Genomic DNA, 17,587 nt, shown 5'->3' with positions numbered 1-17,587 from the left:
CTCAGCCCTCGGCGGTTTTGCGCGCCTTTTTGCGGACCTTGGGCGCCAGCAGCGTGCCCCGGCAATTGCCGGCGCCGCACCAGCAGGGGTAATCGGCTAGCAGCTTGGGCGTGTAGCGCGCGTCAATCACCAGGCCGTAGTCGTAGAACAGTTCCTCGCCCGCCGCGATGTTGCGCAGCGCCTTGATGAAGACGCGCCCGCTTTCTTCATCGGCCTCGCAGTTCGGCTGGCAGCTGTGGTTGATCCAGCGCGACGAGTTGCCGCCGATCTTGGCGTCAATCACGCGGCCATCGTCGATGTGGAAGTAAAACGTGTGGTTGGGCTGCGCCGGGTCGTGCGGATGGCGGTGCAGCGCCTCGGGCCAGCTGATGACCTCGCCTAGGTATTCGATCAGCGTTTCGCCCTCGGCCAGGTCCTGCAAGGCAAACACGCCCTTGCCATGCACCCCCGAGCGGCGGGTCTGGATGCGGCGCTTGTCGCTGCCAGCCTCAGGCATTGCAGGGTAAGCAGGAACCTGTTTTTTGGGCACGGCGGTTTTTTGGTATGGTTAATTCATGTGTGTGCGTGCGCACCGGCGCGCATGCAGGCGCGAGGAAGCGGTATTGTAGTGACGGACCCCAAGCTGTGGCTGACAGCCGTTTTCTGGCCTCTGAAATTGAAAAAAGCCGCTTTGGCGCAAACCGGGGGCAATGTTCCCCGACGATGAAAAAGTCAGAAGAAGAATTTATGAAAACACTGGTAATTGCCGAAAAACCTTCGGTGGCGCAAGACATCGTGCGCGCGCTCACGCCCACGGCGGGCAAGTTCGACAAGCACGACGAATACTTTGAAAGCGACGACTGGGTCATCACGTCGGCGGTCGGCCACCTGGTGGAAATCCAGGCGCCCGAGGAATTCGACGTGAAGCGCGGCAAGTGGAGCTTTGCCAACCTGCCGGTGATCCCGCCGTACTTTGACCTCAAACCCATGGACAAGACCAAGACGCGGCTCAACGCCATCGTCAAGCTGACCAAGCGCAAAGACGTCGGCGCGCTGGTCAATGCCTGCGACGCGGGCCGCGAGGGCGAACTGATCTTCCGGCTCATCCAGCAGTACGCCAAGAGCAAGCACCCGGTCAAGCGGCTGTGGCTGCAGTCGATGACGCCCGCCGCCATCCGCGACGGCTTTGCCGCGCTGCGCAGCGACGCGCAGATGCTGCCGCTGGCCGACGCGGCGCGCTGCCGCTCCGAGGCCGACTGGCTGGTCGGCATCAACGGCACCCGCGCCATGACCGCCTTCAATTCGCGCGACGGCGGCTTCTTTCTGACGACCGTCGGCCGGGTGCAGACGCCAACGCTGTCGGTGGTCGTGGAACGCGAGGAAAAAATCCGCAAGTTCGTCAGCCGCGACTACTGGGAAATCCACGCGCTGTTCTCGGCCGAGGCCGGCGAATACCCGGGCAAGTGGTTTGATCCGAAGTTCAAGCGTGCCACCGCCAATGCGGCCAATGGCGAAGGCGCCGAGCCTGATCCCGAACTGAAATCAGACCGGCTCTGGAACGAGCGCGACGCCAAGTCGATTGCCGACGCGGTGCGCGGCCAGACCGCCACGGTGACCGAGGAATCCAGGCCGACCAGCCAGGCCGCCGGCCTGCTGTTCGACCTGACCTCTTTGCAGCGCGAAGCCAACGGCAAGTTCGGCTTTTCGGCCAAGACCACGCTGTCGATTGCGCAAAGCCTGTACGAACGGCACAAGGCGCTGACCTACCCGCGCACCGACTCGCGCGCGCTGCCCGAGGACTATGTGCCGGTGGTGAAGCAGACCTTTGAAATGCTGGCCAACAGCGCCATGCGCCATCTGGCGCCGCATGCGGCCACGGCCATCAAGGGCAACTATGTCAAGCCGACCAAGCGCATTTTCGACAATGCCAAGGTCAGCGACCACTTCGCCATCATCCCGACGCTGCAGGCGCCCAGCGGCCTGTCCGACGCCGAGCAAAAGCTTTACGACCTGGTGGTGCGGCGCTTCATGGCGGTGTTTTTCCCGAGTGCTGAATACCTGGTGACGACGCGCATTTCGGTATCGGTAGGCCACAGCTTCAAGACCGAAGGCAAGGTGCTCGTCAAGCCGGGCTGGCTGGCGATCTACGGCAAGGAAGCCGCCGACGAGGTGGCGGACGCCAAGGAAGGCGACAAGGGCCAGAGCCTGGTGCCGGTCAAGCCCGGCGAGCGCGTCGGGGTCGAATCGGCCGATGTGAAAGCCCTGAAAACCCGCCCGCCCGCTCGCTACAGCGAAGCGACGCTGCTCGGAGCGATGGAAGGCGCTGGCAAGACGATTGACGACGAGGAGCTGCGCGAAGCCATGCAGGAAAAGGGCCTGGGCACGCCGGCCACCCGCGCCGCCACCATTGAAGGCTTGATCGCCGAGAAATACATGCTGCGCGAAGGCCGCGAACTGATCCCGACCGCCAAGGCTTTCCAGCTCATGACGCTGCTGCGCGGCCTGGATGTGCAGGAACTGTCCAAGGCCGAGCTGACCGGCGAATGGGAATATAAGCTGGCGCAGATGGAGCAGGGCAAGCTGAGCCGGGAGACCTTCATGGCCGAGATTGCGACCATGACCGAGCGCCTGGTCGCCAAGGCCAAAGGCTACAGCCGCGACAGCATTCCCGGCGACTACGCGACGCTGCAGGCGCGCTGCCCGAACTGCGGCGGCCTGATCCGGGAAAACTACCGCCGTTATGCCTGCGTCGGCACTACCGACAGCGGTGAAGGCTGCGGCTTCAGCTTCGGCAAGACGCCGGCCGGCCGGACCTTTGAGACCGCCGAAGTCGAGCAATTCCTGCGCGACAAGAAAATCGGCCCGCTCGAAGGCTTTCGCTCCAAGGCGGGCTGGCCCTTCACCGCCGAGATGGTCATCAAGTTTGACGAGGAAACCAAGAACTACAAGCTCGAATTCGACTTTGGCGACGACAAGAAGGAAGAAAGCGGCGAGATCATCGATTTTGGCGATCAACCCTCGCTCGGCGCCTGCCCCAAGTGCGCCAGCGCCGTGTATGAACTGGGAAAGAACTATGTCTGCGAAAAGTCGGTGTCCACGCTGGACCAGCCGGTGCCGAGTTGCGACTTCAAGACTGGGCAGGTGATTTTGCAGCAGCCCATCGAGCGCGAGCAGATGGTGAAATTGCTGGTGACCGGCAAGACCGATTTGCTCGACAAGTTCGTCTCGATGCGCACGCGGCGCGCCTTCAAGGCCATGCTGGTCTGGGACCAGGAAGCCGGCAAGGTGAATTTCGAGTTCGCGCCGTCCAAGTTCCCGCCCAAGCCCGGCGCGGCACCCAAGGCGAAAAGCGGCACGGTGAAGACGCCGTTCGGCAAGACGGTGGCGGCCAAATCAGCGGCGACGCCGGCGGCCAAGAAAGCCGCTACCAAAAAAGTGCCGGCCAAGAAGGCCGCCGCCGTCAAGATCGACAAGCCCAAGGTCGCCCGCAAGACCACGCCAGGCGCCGGCCTCAAACCCAGCGACGCGCTGGCCGCCGTGATCGGCACCGAACAGGTGGCGCGTCCGCAGGTCATCAAGAAGCTGTGGGACTACATCAAGGAACAAAACCTGCAGGACCCGGCCAACAAGCGCGCCATCAATGCCGACGCCAAGCTGCTGGCGGTGTTCGGCAAGCCGCAGGTGACGATGTTTGAGCTGGCCGGGATTGTGGGCAAGCATTTGAGCTAATTGCCTCAGGGATAACTGGCTATGCTATTGATAGCTGCTAACGCATGCACAGCCTGCGGAAACGGCATATTTGATGCATAAACCAGCTTGGTGCATGGTTGCCTCCCGGTTTTTCTCCTTCCCCTTTTGGGGGAAGGCAGGGATGGGGGCCAGCGGTGGTGGAACGTCAGCCGCTGATTTTTTCAGGATGGCTTGCATCGTGACTGCCAGGCTTGGGCGGATTCGGATTCGGATTCGGGTTCGGGGAGGCCCCCATCCCAGCCTTCCCCCAGCGGGGGAAGGAGCCATGCGGGCGCGGGTGCGGCTTGGGCGAGTCCGCCCTAAACCCGCCGCAAGTGCCACGCCTTGGGCCGCGTGAAGGCCTGGATGCCATAGGTCGAAAGCGTCAGGCCTAGGCCCGAATCGCCGCAGCCGCTCCACGGCAGGCGCGGGCTGACTCGGTCGCAGCAGTTCCAGTACACGCTGCCGGCGTTGACCTGCGCCAGCAGTTGCCGCGCGCGTGCCTCGTCAGGCGTGAAGACGCCTGCGGTCAGGCCGTAGCGGCTGTCGTTCATCAGCGTCACCGCTTGTTCGTCACCAGTCACTTTCTGGATGCCGATGAGCGGGCCGAAGCTTTCCTCGCGCATCAGTTCCATGGCGTGAGTCACGTTTGAAAACACCGTCGGTGCATACCAGTTGCCCGGTCCGCTCAAGCGATGGCCGCCGGTCAGCAAGGTCGCGCCACGGGCCAGCGCGTCAGCTACCTGCGCATCGAGCACGTCGAGTTGCGGCGCGCGGGTGATGGCGCCGATGTAGGTGTCGCCGTCCATCGGGTCGCCGACCCTGAAGGCCTTGACCGTGGCCACGAAGGCTTCGACGAATGCGTCGTGAATGCGTTCATGCACGTAGATGCGCTCGACCGAGCAGCAGCTCTGGCCGGTGTTGTACATCGCGCCATCGGCCAGCGACGCGGCGGCGTTTTGAACATCGGCATCCTCGCAGACATAGGTCGGGTCCTTGCCGCCGAGTTCCAGCTGCAGCTTGACCAGGCGCGGTCCGAGGGTCTGGGCGATCTTTACGCCCGTGGCATGCGAGCCGGTGAAGAACAGGCCGTCGATCTTTTGCGCCAGCAGCGCGGCGCCGACTTCGCCGCCGCCGATCAGCGGCGTGAACACATCGCCCGGCACGCCCGCTGCATGCAGCAGCCGGGCCATGGCCAGTCCGGTCATGGCGGCATGTTCGGACGGCTTGTAGAGCACCGCATTGCCGGTCAGCAGCGCCGGGATGAACACATTGCCGCCGACAAACCACGGGTAGTTCCAGGCCGAGATGTTCGCCACCACGCCCAGCGGCAGGTGCTCGATTTGTTCCAGCATGCCGCCTTCGCTGAAAACGGTCTGGGTGGCGGTGACGGCTTGCGTTTGTGCCAGGAAAAAGTCTATGCGCCCCAGCAGGCCGTTCAGTTCATTGCGCGACATGCTGATGGGCTTGCCGGTTTCGCCTGTCATGATGGTGGCCAATGATTCAAGTTCGGCCACGATGCCGGTACGAAAGCGTTCAATGCAGGCTTTTCGCTCAGTCAGAGGCAAGACGGCCCACGCTGGATGGGCGGCGCGCGCCCGGTCAGCCTTGGCAGCGACAGACAACGCATCGTCTGCCGGCAATTCGGTGATCAGCTCGCCATTGGCGGGGTTGTGGACGGCAAGCCGGTTCATGATCCGGCCGCGCGTGCGGTTTTGGCGGCGGCCACGGCGCCGAGGAAGTCTTTCAGCACGGCGCCGTCGTCAATCGTGTCCGAGCCGGGCTTGTGAAATTCGGGGTGCCACTGCAGCGCGGCAATATAGCTTTTGGCCGGGTCCTTGCGGCGTATCGCTTCGACGATGCCGTCGGTCACGCTGAAGGCTTCGGCCTCGAACTCGGGCGACAGGTCCTTGATCGCCTGGTGGTGAATGCTGTTGACGCGCACCCGCTCCACGCCGGGGTAAAGCCTTGACAACCGGGTTCCGGGAACAATGTTCACGCTATGAAAGTTCAGGTCGTAGGTGTCGGCATCGCGGTGCACGAAGGAGTCGGGCACCTGCGTGGTGATGTCCTGGTAGAGCGTTCCGCCAAAGGCCACGTTGAGCAGCTGCAGGCCCCGGCAGACGCCGAACACCGGCTTGCCCAGCGCGGTGAAGGCGGCGACCAGCGCCTTGTCGTACTCGTCGCGCACCTTGTCGCCCGACCAGCGGTCGTCCAGCGGCTTCTCGCCATAGCTGCCGGGCCAGACGTCGGCGCCGCCGTGCAGCACCAGGCCGTCGAGCCACTGGGCGTAATGCGCATAGGTCACGTCGCCGCGCTGGGTGCTGCCGGTCGGGCAGGGCACCATCACGACCATCGAGCCCGAGGACATGAGCCAGTGGGCAATCGACTGCTCGACATACTGCAGTGTCTTGCCGGAAAAAAATGAACGCGTCGGGTCGGCATGGGAAAAACACGCGGAAAGACCAATTTTCAGACGGCTGGAGGCGGGCATGATTTTTTTACTTGGTGAGAAAACAAGGGACTGGTTTTTGGAATTCGGCAACCCGGTGGCAGATTTGGCTGCCGGGCCGCGCGCTCACAAGGCCGCGTTGAACAATCTTTCAAAGTCTGCCGCGCTGCACGGCCGGGGATTGGTCTGGTGGCAAATGTCGGCTGTGGCAATCTCAACGAGCCGGGGCAACTGCGCGGCCTTGACGCCGTGGCCCGACAAGGTGCCGCCCAGGCCGATGCTGCTTTTGAGCTGCCGCAGCCACGGCACCAGCGCCTCGCCGCCGCCTCTCAAGCCGCAAACATGCGCCAGTTCGTCGAACTTGGCGGGCGCTGCTTCATGGTTCCAGGCCAGCACCGTGTCGATCATCAGCGCATTGGCCAGGCCGTGGTGCATGTCGCAGACCGCGCCCAGCGCATGCGCGCAGGAATGCACCGCGCCCAGGTCTTTCTGGAAAGCAATCGCGCCCATCATCGAGGCCATCATCATGTCGCTGCGCGCGTTCAGGTTGCCGGGCTCGCTGACGGCGGTGCGCAAGGCGCGCGCCGCGATGCGCGTGCCTTCGAGCGCGATGCCGTCGCACAGCGGATGCCAGGCGGGTGACAAATAGCTTTCGATGTTGTGCGTCAGCGCATCCATGCCGGTAGCGGCCGTGACATGCGCCGGCAGGCCAAGCGTGAGTTCGGGGTCGGCAAACACCGCACTGGCCAGCAGCCGGGGGCTGAAGATCACGCGCTTGAGGTGCGTGTCGTCCTCGCTGATGACGCTGGAGCGGCCGACTTCCGAGCCGGTGCCCGCCGTCGTCGGCAGGGCGATGAAGTACGGCAGTTCGCCTTCGATGGCCCTGGCCTGCGGATGGTCCCAGGCGTAGTCCAGGATGTCGCCTGCGCCCGTGGCGGCCAGGCCAACAACCTTGGCCACGTCGAGCGCTGCGCCGCCGCCAAAGCCGATCACGCAGTCAGCCCGGTGCGCCTGGTAGGCGGCGCTGCCGGCAATGACCTGGCGGCGCGTCGGGTTGCCGAAAACGCCGGCAAACACTTCGATGTGCAGGCCGTCCAGGTGCGTCAGGAATTCAGCCGTCACCGGCAGCGCGGCCAGCGCCTGGTCGGTGACGACCAGCGGGCGCCTGAAGCCGGCCTGCAGCAGGTGCGCTGCCACCTGTTTGCGCGCACCCAGGCCGAAATGGATGGGGGTTGGAAAGGAAAAGGTGGTGATGTTCATGGTGAAAGGCCCGGCGCAGGCAGGGCTAGATGATTTCGAAATAACGCTTGAGTTCCCAGTCGGTCACCGCGTCGAGCCACTGGCGCCATTCCCAGTCGCGCGTCGCGGCGAAATGGTCGACAAAGGCATCGCCCAGCCAGTCGCGGGCAATGCTTGATTGCTGGAAGATGCGGTTGGTTTCGATCAGCGTGCGCGGCGCGCGGGCGATGTGCTCGGCGCCAGCGTTGCTGCCGCTGATGGGCGGCGTGGTGAGCTTCAGGCCTTTTTCCACGCCGTCGAGCCCGGCGGCAATCACCGCCGCCATCGCCAGGTAGGGATTCACGTCGGCGCCGGGGCAGCGCGTTTCCAGCCGCGTCGCCTTGGGGCTGCCGGCAATCACGCGAAAGCTGGCGGTGCGGTTGTCCAGGCCCCAGGTCGGCTTGACCGGCGCCCAGAAACCATCGACCAGCCGCTTGTAGCTGTTGATGGTCGGCCAGAGCATCGGGCCGAAGTCCATCATGCAGGCGACCTGGCCGGCGACGTAGCTTTCAAACAGCCGGCTCATCTGGCGCGGGCTGCTGGCGTCGTAAAAAAGGTTGTTCTTGCCGTCGGACAGGCTTTGGTGGATGTGGCCGCTGCAGCCGGGCAGGCCTTGGCGCGGCTTGGCCATGAAGCTGGGCATGATGCCAAAGCGCGCGCCGATTTCCTTGGCGCCGGTCTTGAACAGGATGGCCCGGTCGGCCTGGGCCAAGGCTTCGCTAAAGCCGATGGCCGCTTCCAGCACGCCGGGGCCGGTTTCGGTGTGCAGGCCCTCGATCGGGATGCCGAAGGCCAGCATCTCGTCCATCAGCGCCTTGAAGAATTCGCGGTTGCGGTTCATGCGCAGCAGCGAATAACCGAACATGCCGGGCGTCAGCGGTTCCGGGTTCACGCCTTTCTTGGCAGCCCAGCTTTGCGGCGTTTCCAGAAAATTGAACCACTCGAATTCCATGCCGGTCATGACCGAAAAGCCCATTTTTTCAGCCCGCTTGAGCACCCGCTTGAGCGTCTGGCGCGGGCAGACCGCATGCGCCGAGCCGTCGGCATTGACGAATTCGCCCAGGAAAAACGCCATGCCGTCGTCCCACGGCACCTGGCGGAAAGTGTCTAGGTCCAGCCGCGCCAGCGCATCGGGAAAGCCGTGCTGCCAGCCGGTGACGGCGGTGTTGTCGTAGCAGCTATCCGTCATGTCCCAGCCCAGCACCACGTCGCAAAAACCAAAGCCGCCCTTCGGATGCGGTTCGGCCACGCTGAAGAACTTGTCCTTGTGCAGCAGCTTGCCGCGCAGCACGCCGTCGATGTCGCTCACCGCCACTTTCACCTTGCTGGCGCCCGAGGCTTTGACCGCCTCCACGGCCGGATGAAGTGTGTTCTCCACTGCGGCTGTCGCCATGCTGAACTCCTTGCGGTGGGTCCGGTGTGCTGGTGCGCCAGGGGGTTGCGCGGCCTGGGCGGAATCAGCTTTCGCCCAGGCAAACCAAGCTGAAATTTTGCGCCTGTCTGTGCCTGGCGGGTATAGGACGAACGCCCGATGTTGCGCGGCTGCCACGCTTGGCCGGCTTGCGCATCCAGCGCGGGCCAGTGCACTAAGTTTGCTATGTAAAAAATAGCTGACTACGCCCGTATATATTGCGCAATACGCTGTTTTGATGAGTTTTTTATGCTGACCCGGCCCGAGTCAAGCCATGCCGACAAAGCGCAGCGTCACGCGCGTGCCCGGCGAATCCGGATAGCCGGGCAGGTTGGCGTCCTCGACCGTGATCGACGCGCCGTGCTGCTGCGCGATTTCCTGCACGATGGCCAGGCCCAGGCCCGAGCCGTCCACATTCGTGCCCAGCGCGCGGTAAAAAGGCTGGAACACCAGTTCGCGCTCCGACTCCGGAATGCCCGGCCCCGAGTCCTCGATGATCAACACCAGGATGCCGCTGAAGCGGTCCACCATCAGCCGCACCGTGACATGGCCGCCCGCCGGCGTGTAGTTGATGGCGTTGTCCACCAGGTTGCGCACCAGCTCGCCGAGCAGCGTCGGGTTGCCTTGCAGGTGCGTGGCCGGCTCGCCGGCATCCGGGCCGTCATAGCCCAGGTCGATGCGTTTTTCCAGCGCGCGCGGCACCGAATCGGCCATGATGCTTGACACGATCTTGACCAGGTCCACGCGCTGCCTGGCCAGCGCCCGGCCGGTGGTCTCGGCGCGCGCCAGCGCCAGCAACTGGTTGACGGTGTGGGTCGCGCGAATGCTGGCCGCGCCGATGTGCCGCAGCGAATTCTTCAACTGGTCGGCATCGGTTTCGCGCTGCGCCAGGTCGGCCTGCATGCGCAGCCCGGCCAGCGGCGTCTTGAGCTGGTGCGCGGCGTCGGCCAGGAAGCGCTTCTGCGTGGACAGCGACACCTTGAGCCGGCTCAGCAGGTCGTTGACCGAATCGACCAGCGGCACCACTTCCTCGGGCACGCCGCTTTCATCGAGCGGACTCATGTCGTCGGGTTTGCGGGCGCGGATGCGCTTTTCCAGCTGCGCCAGCGGCTTGATGCCGCGCACCAGCGCCAGCCACACCAGCAGCACCGCCAGCGGCAGCGTGACGAACTGCGGCACCATGGTGCCCTTGACGATCTCGGTGGCCAGCGTCTTGCGCTTTTCCAGCGTTTCGGCGACCTGCACCAGCACCGGCATGCTCGCCGGCGTGGTGCTTTTCACCTCCACCTTGATCCAGGTGTAGGCCACGCGAACGTCCTCGCCCAGGATCACGTCCTCGCGCAGCCGCACTTCGCCGTCGCCGGCTTTTTCCTCGTCCGGCGGCGCGGGCATGGCGTGCTCGCCGCTCAGGTATTCGCCGTGTGTGCCCATGACCTGGTAGTAGATCAGGTCGGTGTCGTCGGCCCGCAAAATCTCGCGCGCCGGCGCCGTCAGGTTGAACTGGACCTGGTTGTTTTTGACCACCAGCAGCTTGGCCAGGGCCTGCACGTTGTATTCCAGCGCCCGGTCGAAGGGCTTGCCAGCGATGTTCTGCGCCACCAGCCAGGTCAGCACCAGGCTGATCGGCCATAGCAGCAGCAGCGGCGTGAGCATCCAGTCAAGGATTTCGCCGAACAGGCTGCGCCGCTCGCGCTGAAAGAGTCTCATGGCCCCCACGCTCCCCACTGCGTGTGGTTCGCGGCCCCCCGAGGGGACGCTGCGCCTGCAGCCCGGCAAAGCCGGTTCTGCGGCCCTTGCTGGAGGATGCGGGAACAGCCCAGCTCTGCGACCGTGATCTTCCTATTTGCCCTCAGCGATGGCATGCCTAACCAGGAATCTTTTCTAGGCAGTAACCCAATCCGCGCACGGTGGCGATGCGCACCGGACCTTTTTCGATTTTCTTGCGCAGCCGGTGGATGTACACCTCGATGGCGTTGTTGCTGACTTCCTCGCCCCATTCGCACAGGCGTTCGACCAGCTGGTCCTTGCTGACCAGGCGACCGACGCGCTGCAGCAGCACTTCGAGCAGGCCAAGCTCACGCGCTGAAAGCTCGATCATCTGGCCGTCAATCGTTGCCACCCGGCCGGCCTGGTCATAGACCAGCGGGCCGTGCTTGATGGTGCTGCTGGCCCCGCCCATGCCGCGCCGCACCAGCGCGCGCACCCGCGCTTCAAGCTCCTGCAGCGAAAACGGCTTGGCCATGTAGTCGTCGGCGCCGTAGTCCAGCCCCTTGACGCGCTCTTCCACGCTGTCGGCCGCCGTCAAGATCAGCACCGGCAACACCGAGCCGCGCGCGCGCAGGCGCTTGAGCACCTCCAACCCGTGCATTTTCGGCAGGCCCAGGTCCAGGATCAGCAGGTCGAATTCGGTGTTGGTCAGCAGCGCGGCGTCGGCTTCCGTGCCGCTGGCCACATGGTCCGCCGCAGCGCCGGACGCGCGCAGGGTACGCAGCAAGCCGTCGGCCAGAACCTGGTCATCTTCGGCAATGAGAATACGCATGGACTTTTCTCCCTGAAATCAGCCGCATCAAGACGTGCGGAATGAAAGCTATTTTCTCTTCGGATTTTAGGCTTCGGGCAGGGGTAATTACGGGGTTCAGGCACAGATTGGCGCGGTCATGTTGAGGATGAGCTTGCAGATGCGTCTGGTCCGCTCAGGGACCGGCATAGGCCTCCAGTCCAAGCGCCACCACGGTCGCCACATCGTCGCCCACCGCCTGCCGGAATTCGTCCTCGGCCTGCACCACGGCTCCGCGAAAAGCCTCCAGCCAGGCCAGGCCGGATTCGGTGAACACCACGCGCCGGGCGCGCCGGTCGTGCGGGTCGGCTTCGCGCCTGACGATGCCCCAGGCTTCGCACTGGTCGACCAGGTCGCCCATGGCCTGCTTGCTCATGCCGGCACTCAGCGCCAGATCGGTCAGGCGCGAGCCGCCCACGGCCAGATGCCGCGTGATGTGGATGTGCGCGGCCCCGACCTGGTCGCGCGCCGCCAGGTTGGACAGCGCCAGCGGCACGTCGATGCTGCCGGCCATGAGCTGCAGCACGCGCGCGTCAAAATGGCGCAGCGCCTCGCCCATCAGCCGGCCCAGGTGCGTCAGCCGCCAAGTGGTGTCATAGCCCGCATGGGCGCTTGAAATCGTCGTTTCCTGCATGCGGCCATGCTACTTGATCCAGCGGTATTTCATCAGGCAAACTGACTAAAAACAGGGTTTACTTTGATCTATGTTGCCCATAAAGTACTGTTCATGCACCCAGTACTGCAATAAAGAGCAGTCTGAAACTATTGGTGAAAAGTGCGTGCAAAACTTTTTACCCCATTGATTCTTAAGGAGATTTTTCATGGACGCACCGATCAAGACCGCTCCCGGCCTGAACACCGAAAAAGCCAAGGCGCTGGCCGCCGCACTGGCGCAGATTGAAAAGCAGTTCGGCAAGGGCACCATCATGAAGCTGGGCGCTGGCGAGGTGATTGAAGACATCCAGGTCGTGTCCACCGGCTCGCTGGGCCTGGACATTGCCCTGGGCGTCGGCGGCCTGCCGCGCGGCCGGGTGGTCGAAATCTATGGCCCCGAGTCGTCGGGCAAGACCACGCTGACGCTGCAGGTGATTGCCGAAATGCAAAAAATCGGCGGCACCTGCGCCTTCGTCGATGCCGAGCATGCGCTGGACATCCAGTACGCGCAAAAGCTCGGCGTCAACCTGCAGGAGTTGCTGATCTCGCAGCCCGACACCGGCGAGCAGGCGCTGGAAATCGTCGATTCGCTGACGCGTTCCGGCGCGGTCGACCTGATCGTCATCGACTCGGTCGCGGCGCTCACGCCCAAGGCCGAGTTAGAGGGCGAAATGGGCGACTCGCTGCCCGGCCTGCAGGCGCGGCTGATGAGCCAGGCGCTGCGCAAGCTGACCGCCACCATCAAGAAAGCCAACTGCATGGTGATCTTCATCAACCAGATCCGTATGAAGATCGGCGTGATGTTCGGCAGCCCCGAAACCACCACCGGCGGCAATGCGCTGAAGTTCTACGCCTCGGTGCGTCTCGACATCCGGCGCATCGGCTCGATCAAGAAGGGCGACGAGGTCATCGGCAACGAAACGCGCGTCAAGGTGGTGAAGAACAAGGTCGCCTCGCCGTTCAAGACCGCCGAGTTCGACATCCTGTACGGCGAAGGCATCAGCCGCCTGGGTGAGGTGCTCGACCTGGGCGTGGCCGGCCATATCGTCGAGAAAGCCGGCGCCTGGTACGCCTACAAGGGCGAGAAAATCGGCCAGGGTCGCGACAACTCGCGCGAATTCCTGAAGGAAAACCCGGCGCTGGCCATTGAGATCGAGAACAAGGTGCGCGAATCGCTGGGCATTCCCTTGCTGCAAGCCGCGCAGGGCAGCGCCGCGCCCGAGAAAGCCGCCAAGCCCGAGAAAGTCGAGAAAACTGAAAAGCCCTTGAAGGCGATGGCCGACAAAGCGCTGCCGGCGCCCTTGCCGCCGGTGGCCCCGATCGCGCCTTGATCCGGATTTATATGAAAAATCGGGCTTTTGCGCAGTGTCCGTATGCGTGGGCAGCTATTGAAAGCATAGCTGATTTGAGTTGCGGAATGCCTGCCTGCGCGGGAGTTGCGCGATGAGTGAAGCCAAACCCGCCGCCCGCGCGGGCTTTGGCCTGTCGCTCAAGGGCCGCGCCCTGCGCCTGCTGGCCGCCAGAGAGCATTCGCGCACCGAGCTGGAGCGCAAGCTCAAAGACCATGAGGAAACGCCGGGCCAGCTGGCGCAGGTGCTCGATGATCTGCAGGCCAAGGATTTCATCAACGAGGCGCGGGTGGTCGAGTCGGTCATCCACCGGCGCGCCGCGCGCTTTGGCGCTTCGCGCATCAAGTTCGAGTTGCTGAACAAGGGGCTGGGCGCCGAGGCGGTGGCCGAGGCGGTGAACCGACTCAAAAGTAGCGAACTCGAACGCGCCCGCGAGATCTGGTGCAAGAAGTTTGACGGGCCGGCAGTTGATGCCGCCGGGCGCGCCAAACAGATGCGGTTTTTAGCCGCCCGGGGCTTTGGCGGCGACGTGATCCGCCGCGTCGTGACGCACACGGACGCCGACGAGGACTGATCTGCCCCTCAATTCAGAAATTCAGAAATTCAGAAGAAAAGCCTGCCAGCGCAATGGATACGAGCGCAAGCAGCTATCTATTAAATAGCAGCCAAGAGCGCCCGGTGCGGGCGCACAGCCGGTCGCTTACGGCTGGCTCGGCGGGGGCGGAATCAGCACAAACTTGCCGACATGGGTTTTTTCCAGAAATGCCCGCTGCGCCTGCGCGATCTGCGCCAGCGCAAAGCTTTGCGCCACCAGCGGCCGCAGCTCGCCGCGCTCGATGTAGGCCACCAGGTTGGCAAACACCGGCTCGTCCCAGGCGGTGCAGCCCAGCAGCGAGAGGTTCTTCAGGTACAGCGTGCGCAGGTCCAGCGTCACCAGCGGGCCGGCAATCGCGCCCGACGAGACATAACGGCCGCCGGCTTTGAGCACCTTGAGCATGCCGCCAAACGCCGACCCGGCGACGTTGTCCACCACCAGGTCCACAGAGTTTTCGCCGAGGCAGGCCACCAGGTCGTCATCGCGCGCCACCACGCGGTCGGCGCCCAGCGACTTCACGTGTTCCATTTTTGATTTCCCCGCGATGGCCGTGACGATGGCGCCGCGCCGCCTGGCCAGCTGCACCACGGCCGAGCCGACGCCGCCCGACGCGCCGGCAACCACGACCTGCTCGCCCGCGCGCAAATTGGCCCGGTGCAGCATGTTTTCAGCGGTGCCGTAGGCGCACGGGATGGTGGCCAGCTCGGCATCGCTCCAGTCGCTGCGGACCGCAAACACCTCGCTGGCGGGCACCTTGACGAACTGCGCAAAAGCGCCGTCAAAGTCCGAGCCCATCCAGATGTTGTCCAAAGAGCCGAAGCCCGCAGGCCGAATGCTGGGGCGCACCAGCACGCGCTGGCCGATCAGGCGCGCGTCGCCGCCCGGCGCCACGGCCACCACGCGGCCGCAGCAGTCGGTGCCCTGGATGAAGGGAAACGGCGTGGGCTGGCCCCAGCCGCCGTCGGGCGTCGGGCTGGCCGCGTTGGCATCCCTTGCTGCTGCCGCGTCTTGCGTGGCCGTGGTGACGGCAGCCGAGTACCAGCTCAGGCGGGTGTTGATGTCGGTGTTGTTCACGCTGGACGCCAGCACCTGCAGCAAGACCTCGCCCGGCCCCGGCACGGGAACCGGCACGTCCCGGTAGACCAGCTGCTCGTAGCCGCCGTGGCCGGTCGTGACCACCGCCTTCATCGTGGCCTGGCCTTCTTTCAGGTCAAAGCGCTTGGGGTCTTGAGGCGTCATGACTGCCAAGGTTCAAAGCCCCAGCATCAGCTGCAGGTTTTGCACCGCCGCGCCCGACGCGCCCTTGCCCAGGTTGTCCAGCCGCGCCACCAGCACCGCGTGGCGGTGGGCGTCGTTGCCAAACACCCGCAGTTCCATCTTGTTGGTGTCCTTGAGCGCCAGCGCGTCCAGCTTGCCCGATTCGGGCGCGGCCTCCACCGTCACCCACTCGCTGCCCGCGTAGTGTTGGGTCAAAACAGCGTGCAGTTGCGCGGCGGTCGGCTGGCCGGGCAGCAAGTCCAGGTGCAGCGGCAACTGCACCAGCATGCCCTGGATGAAGTTGCCGACCGACGGAATGAACACCGGCCGGCGCGTCAAGCCGGTGTATTTCATGATCTCGGGCAGGTGCTTGTGCTCCAGGCTCAGGCCGTACAGCTCGAAGGCCGGCGCGGTGCCGGCTTCGTAGGCCTCGATCATCTGGCGTCCGCCGCCCGAATAACCGCTGACCGCAGGCAGGCTCAGCGGGAAGTCAGGCGGCATCAGGCCGGCATCGACCAGCGGACGGATCAGCGCAATCGCGCCGGTGGCGTAGCAGCCCGGATTGGCGACGCGGTCGGCCGCCATCACGGCTTCTTGCTGGCCCCGGACCAGTTCGGGAAAGCCAAATACCCAGCCAGGGGCCGTGCGGTGCGCGGTCGAGGCGTCGATGATCTTGGGTTTTTTGCCCGGCAGCGAGTCGATCATGGCCACCGATTCACGCGCCGCGTCGTCATGCAGGCACAAAATCACCAGGTCCACCTGCGCCATCAGGTCACGCTTGGCGGCCGGGTCCTTGCGCAGTTCGGGCGCAATGCTGACCAGTTCGATCTGCGCCATGGCTTGCAGCCGCTCGCGGATCTGCAGGCCGGTGGTGCCGGCTTCGCCATCAATAAAAATTTTGGGCATGAATACTTTCAGCTAAAAACGCTGCCTATGGGCAAGGGTTTCTGGATAATTGCGCACTATTCTGTATGTAAGAACCACATAAGTTTGGTGCGTCGCAGCATGATACAGTTCCGGGTTGCTGCCTGCAGTAACCGCACACACGCTGGTTTTGAGCCGATATGGCCTGTTCCTTGTTCTTCCAACAGCCCTGCCCAAGACCCTGTTGCACCCCTCTTTTACTGAATCCTGAAGGTTTTTCATGAAAATTCACGAGTACCAAGGCAAGGAAATCTTGCGCAATTTTGGTGTGCCAGTGCCGCGCGGTATTCCTGCGTTCACGGTGCAAGAGGCGGTGGAAGCCGCGCAAAAGCTCGGCGGCCCGGTGTGGGTGGTCAAGGCGCAGATCCACGCCGGCGGACGCGGCAAGGGCGGCGGCGTGAAGGTTGCCAAGACGATTGAAGACGTCAAGCGCATCGCTGGCGAAATCCTCGGCATGCAGCTCAAGACGCACCAGACCGGCCCCGAAGGCCAGAAGGTCCGCCGCCTGTACATCGAAGACGGCGCCGACATCCAGAAGGAATACTACGTTTCCCTCGTGACTGACCGTGCCACGCAAAAAGTCGCTTTCATCGCATCGAGCGAAGGCGGCATGGACATCGAGGAAGTGGCGCATTCCACGCCCGAGAAAATCGTCACCGAGTTCATCGACCCCCTTACTGGCCTAGGCGACGAGCAAGCCACCAAAATAGCCAACGCCATCGGCCTGCCCGCTGAATCCACCGCTCAGGCCGTGGACATCTTCCAGAAGCTCTACAAGTGCTACATGGACACCGATGCGTCGCTGGTGGAAATCAACCCGCTGAACCGCGACAGCAAGAACGCCCTGATGGCGCTGGACGCCAAGTTCAACCTCGACCCCAACGCGCTGTTCCGCCACCCCGAGATCGTCGCCTACCGCGACCTGGACGAAGAAGACCCGGCCGAAGTCGAAGCCAGCAAGTTTGACCTGGCCTACATCAGCCTGGACGGCAACATCGGCTGCCTGGTCAACGGCGCCGGTCTGGCCATGGCCACCATGGACACCATCAAGCTGTTCGGCGGCGAGCCGGCCAACTTCCTGGACGTCGGCGGCGGCGCGACGGCTGAAAAAGTCACCGAAGCCTTCAAGATCATGCTCAAGAACCCTGAAGTCAAGGGCATCCTGGTCAACATCTTCGGCGGCATCATGAAGTGCGACACCATCGCCGACGGCATCATCGCCGCGTGCAAGGCCGTGAACCTCTCCGTGCCGCTGGTCGTGCGCATGAAGGGCACCAACGAAGACCTGGGCAAGAAAATGCTGGCCGACTCCGGTCTGCCGATCATTGCCGCAGACACCATGGCCGACGCCGCGACCAAAATCGTTGAAGCCGTATCGAAATAATTTTGTGGGACAGACCGC

The 17,587-nt window shown here is 63.9% G+C and carries 14 protein-coding genes; 4 read left to right on the top strand and 10 right to left on the bottom strand.

Annotation, left to right across the window (positions count from 1 at the left end; translation table 11 throughout):
- Window position 1 precedes the first annotated feature (1 nt).
- Window positions 2–496, bottom strand: a complete 495-nt coding sequence (locus ACP7AD_RS13300) for an SET domain-containing protein (RefSeq protein ID WP_426148074.1) — start codon at window positions 494–496, stop codon at window positions 2–4.
- Between the two features lie 230 nt (window positions 497–726).
- On the opposite strand from ACP7AD_RS13300, the gene ACP7AD_RS13295 reads away from it, so the two are divergent.
- A complete protein-coding gene (locus ACP7AD_RS13295) occupies window positions 727–3,708 on the top strand; it encodes a DNA topoisomerase III (RefSeq protein ID WP_426148048.1) in 2,982 nt (993 codons plus the stop codon).
- Window positions 3,709–4,028: 320 nt separating this feature from the next.
- Here the strand turns inward: ACP7AD_RS13295 and ACP7AD_RS13290 are convergent, their stop codons facing one another.
- The 7 genes from ACP7AD_RS13290 to ACP7AD_RS13260 all read right to left on the bottom strand — a co-directional run bounded on the left by ACP7AD_RS13290 (window position 4,029) and on the right by ACP7AD_RS13260 (window position 12,040).
- A complete protein-coding gene (locus tag ACP7AD_RS13290) occupies window positions 4,029–5,402 on the bottom strand; it encodes an aldehyde dehydrogenase family protein (protein WP_426148047.1) in 1,374 nt (457 codons plus the stop codon).
- The gene (locus ACP7AD_RS13285; protein WP_426148046.1) at window positions 5,399–6,202 is read right to left on the bottom strand and encodes a gamma-glutamyl-gamma-aminobutyrate hydrolase family protein; all 804 of its coding nucleotides are present in this window, start codon (window positions 6,200–6,202) and stop codon (window positions 5,399–5,401) included. Before ACP7AD_RS13285 ends, ACP7AD_RS13290 begins: the two co-directional genes overlap by 4 nt.
- An 84-nt stretch (window positions 6,203–6,286) precedes the next feature.
- Window positions 6,287–7,420 carry an iron-containing alcohol dehydrogenase gene (locus ACP7AD_RS13280; RefSeq protein WP_426148045.1) on the bottom strand — a complete coding sequence of 378 codons (1,134 nt, stop codon included), beginning with the start codon at window positions 7,418–7,420 and terminating at the stop codon, window positions 6,287–6,289.
- A gap of 25 nt (window positions 7,421–7,445) precedes the next feature.
- On the bottom strand, window positions 7,446–8,831 hold the full coding sequence (locus ACP7AD_RS13275; protein WP_426148044.1) for a glutamine synthetase family protein: 1,386 nt from the start codon (window positions 8,829–8,831) through the stop codon (window positions 7,446–7,448).
- A 285-nt stretch (window positions 8,832–9,116) separates the two neighbouring features.
- Window positions 9,117–10,556: a sensor histidine kinase N-terminal domain-containing protein gene (locus ACP7AD_RS13270; RefSeq protein WP_426148043.1), complete on the bottom strand. Its 1,440-nt coding sequence runs from the start codon at window positions 10,554–10,556 to the stop codon at window positions 9,117–9,119.
- A gap of 157 nt (window positions 10,557–10,713) precedes the next feature.
- Window positions 10,714–11,388 carry a response regulator gene (locus ACP7AD_RS13265; protein ID WP_426148042.1) on the bottom strand — a complete coding sequence of 225 codons (675 nt, stop codon included), beginning with the start codon at window positions 11,386–11,388 and terminating at the stop codon, window positions 10,714–10,716.
- A gap of 154 nt (window positions 11,389–11,542) precedes the next feature.
- Window positions 11,543–12,040: a MarR family winged helix-turn-helix transcriptional regulator gene (locus ACP7AD_RS13260; protein WP_426148041.1), complete on the bottom strand. Its 498-nt coding sequence runs from the start codon at window positions 12,038–12,040 to the stop codon at window positions 11,543–11,545.
- Between the two features lie 187 nt (window positions 12,041–12,227).
- On the opposite strand from ACP7AD_RS13260, the gene recA reads away from it, so the two are divergent.
- Both recA and recX read left to right on the top strand, forming a co-directional pair.
- Window positions 12,228–13,391 (top strand): recombinase RecA, encoded by a 1,164-nt coding sequence (gene recA / locus ACP7AD_RS13255; protein ID WP_426148040.1) that lies wholly within the window; start codon window positions 12,228–12,230, stop codon window positions 13,389–13,391.
- Window positions 13,392–13,503: 112 nt separating this feature from the next.
- Window positions 13,504–13,983: a recombination regulator RecX gene (gene recX, locus ACP7AD_RS13250; protein WP_426148039.1), complete on the top strand. Its 480-nt coding sequence runs from the start codon at window positions 13,504–13,506 to the stop codon at window positions 13,981–13,983.
- Window positions 13,984–14,109: 126 nt separating this feature from the next.
- Here recX and ACP7AD_RS13245 read toward each other — a convergent pair whose 3' ends face one another.
- Together ACP7AD_RS13245 and argC are read right to left on the bottom strand one after the other, a co-directional pair.
- Window positions 14,110–15,243 carry an alcohol dehydrogenase family protein gene (locus tag ACP7AD_RS13245; protein WP_426148038.1) on the bottom strand — a complete coding sequence of 378 codons (1,134 nt, stop codon included), beginning with the start codon at window positions 15,241–15,243 and terminating at the stop codon, window positions 14,110–14,112.
- 12 nt (window positions 15,244–15,255) lie between these two features.
- Complete coding sequence (argC, locus tag ACP7AD_RS13240) at window positions 15,256–16,167, bottom strand: N-acetyl-gamma-glutamyl-phosphate reductase (protein ID WP_426148037.1); 912 nt, start codon at window positions 16,165–16,167, stop codon at window positions 15,256–15,258.
- 238 nt (window positions 16,168–16,405) lie between these two features.
- Between argC and sucC the strand changes: the two genes are divergently transcribed.
- Window positions 16,406–17,569, top strand: a complete 1,164-nt coding sequence (gene sucC / locus ACP7AD_RS13235; protein WP_426148036.1) for an ADP-forming succinate--CoA ligase subunit beta — start codon at window positions 16,406–16,408, stop codon at window positions 17,567–17,569.
- Window positions 17,570–17,587: the final 18 nt, after the last annotated feature.

This window comes from Polaromonas sp. DSP2-3-2b2, from assembly GCF_049895905.1.
In the GTDB taxonomy this organism is placed as follows: Bacteria; Pseudomonadota; Gammaproteobacteria; order Burkholderiales; family Burkholderiaceae_C; genus Polaromonas.
The sequence above is the reverse complement of the archived record's forward strand: the minus strand, read 5'-3'. Positions and strand labels throughout refer to the sequence as shown.

Excerpts from the sequence above, each read along its gene's own strand:
- argC (WP_426148037.1), bottom strand. The coding sequence starts at position 16,167 with ATGCCCAAAATTTTTATTGATGGCGAAGCCGGCACCACCGGCCTGCAG.
- sucC (WP_426148036.1), top strand. The coding sequence starts at position 16,406 with ATGAAAATTCACGAGTACCAAGGCAAGGAAATCTTGCGCAATTTTGGT.
- ACP7AD_RS13245 (WP_426148038.1), bottom strand. The coding sequence starts at position 15,243 with ATGACGCCTCAAGACCCCAAGCGCTTTGACCTGAAAGAAGGCCAGGCC.
- ACP7AD_RS13290 (WP_426148047.1), bottom strand. The coding sequence starts at position 5,402 with ATGAACCGGCTTGCCGTCCACAACCCCGCCAATGGCGAGCTGATCACC.
- recA (WP_426148040.1), top strand. The coding sequence starts at position 12,228 with ATGGACGCACCGATCAAGACCGCTCCCGGCCTGAACACCGAAAAAGCC.
- ACP7AD_RS13275 (WP_426148044.1), bottom strand. The coding sequence starts at position 8,831 with ATGGCGACAGCCGCAGTGGAGAACACACTTCATCCGGCCGTGGAGGCG.
- recX (WP_426148039.1), top strand. The coding sequence starts at position 13,504 with ATGAGTGAAGCCAAACCCGCCGCCCGCGCGGGCTTTGGCCTGTCGCTC.
- ACP7AD_RS13265 (WP_426148042.1), bottom strand. The coding sequence starts at position 11,388 with ATGCGTATTCTCATTGCCGAAGATGACCAGGTTCTGGCCGACGGCTTG.
- ACP7AD_RS13280 (WP_426148045.1), bottom strand. The coding sequence starts at position 7,420 with ATGAACATCACCACCTTTTCCTTTCCAACCCCCATCCATTTCGGCCTG.
- ACP7AD_RS13285 (WP_426148046.1), bottom strand. The coding sequence starts at position 6,202 with ATGCCCGCCTCCAGCCGTCTGAAAATTGGTCTTTCCGCGTGTTTTTCC.
- ACP7AD_RS13300 (WP_426148074.1), bottom strand. The coding sequence starts at position 496 with ATGCCTGAGGCTGGCAGCGACAAGCGCCGCATCCAGACCCGCCGCTCG.
- ACP7AD_RS13270 (WP_426148043.1), bottom strand. The coding sequence starts at position 10,556 with ATGAGACTCTTTCAGCGCGAGCGGCGCAGCCTGTTCGGCGAAATCCTT.
- ACP7AD_RS13260 (WP_426148041.1), bottom strand. The coding sequence starts at position 12,040 with ATGCAGGAAACGACGATTTCAAGCGCCCATGCGGGCTATGACACCACT.
- ACP7AD_RS13295 (WP_426148048.1), top strand. The coding sequence starts at position 727 with ATGAAAACACTGGTAATTGCCGAAAAACCTTCGGTGGCGCAAGACATC.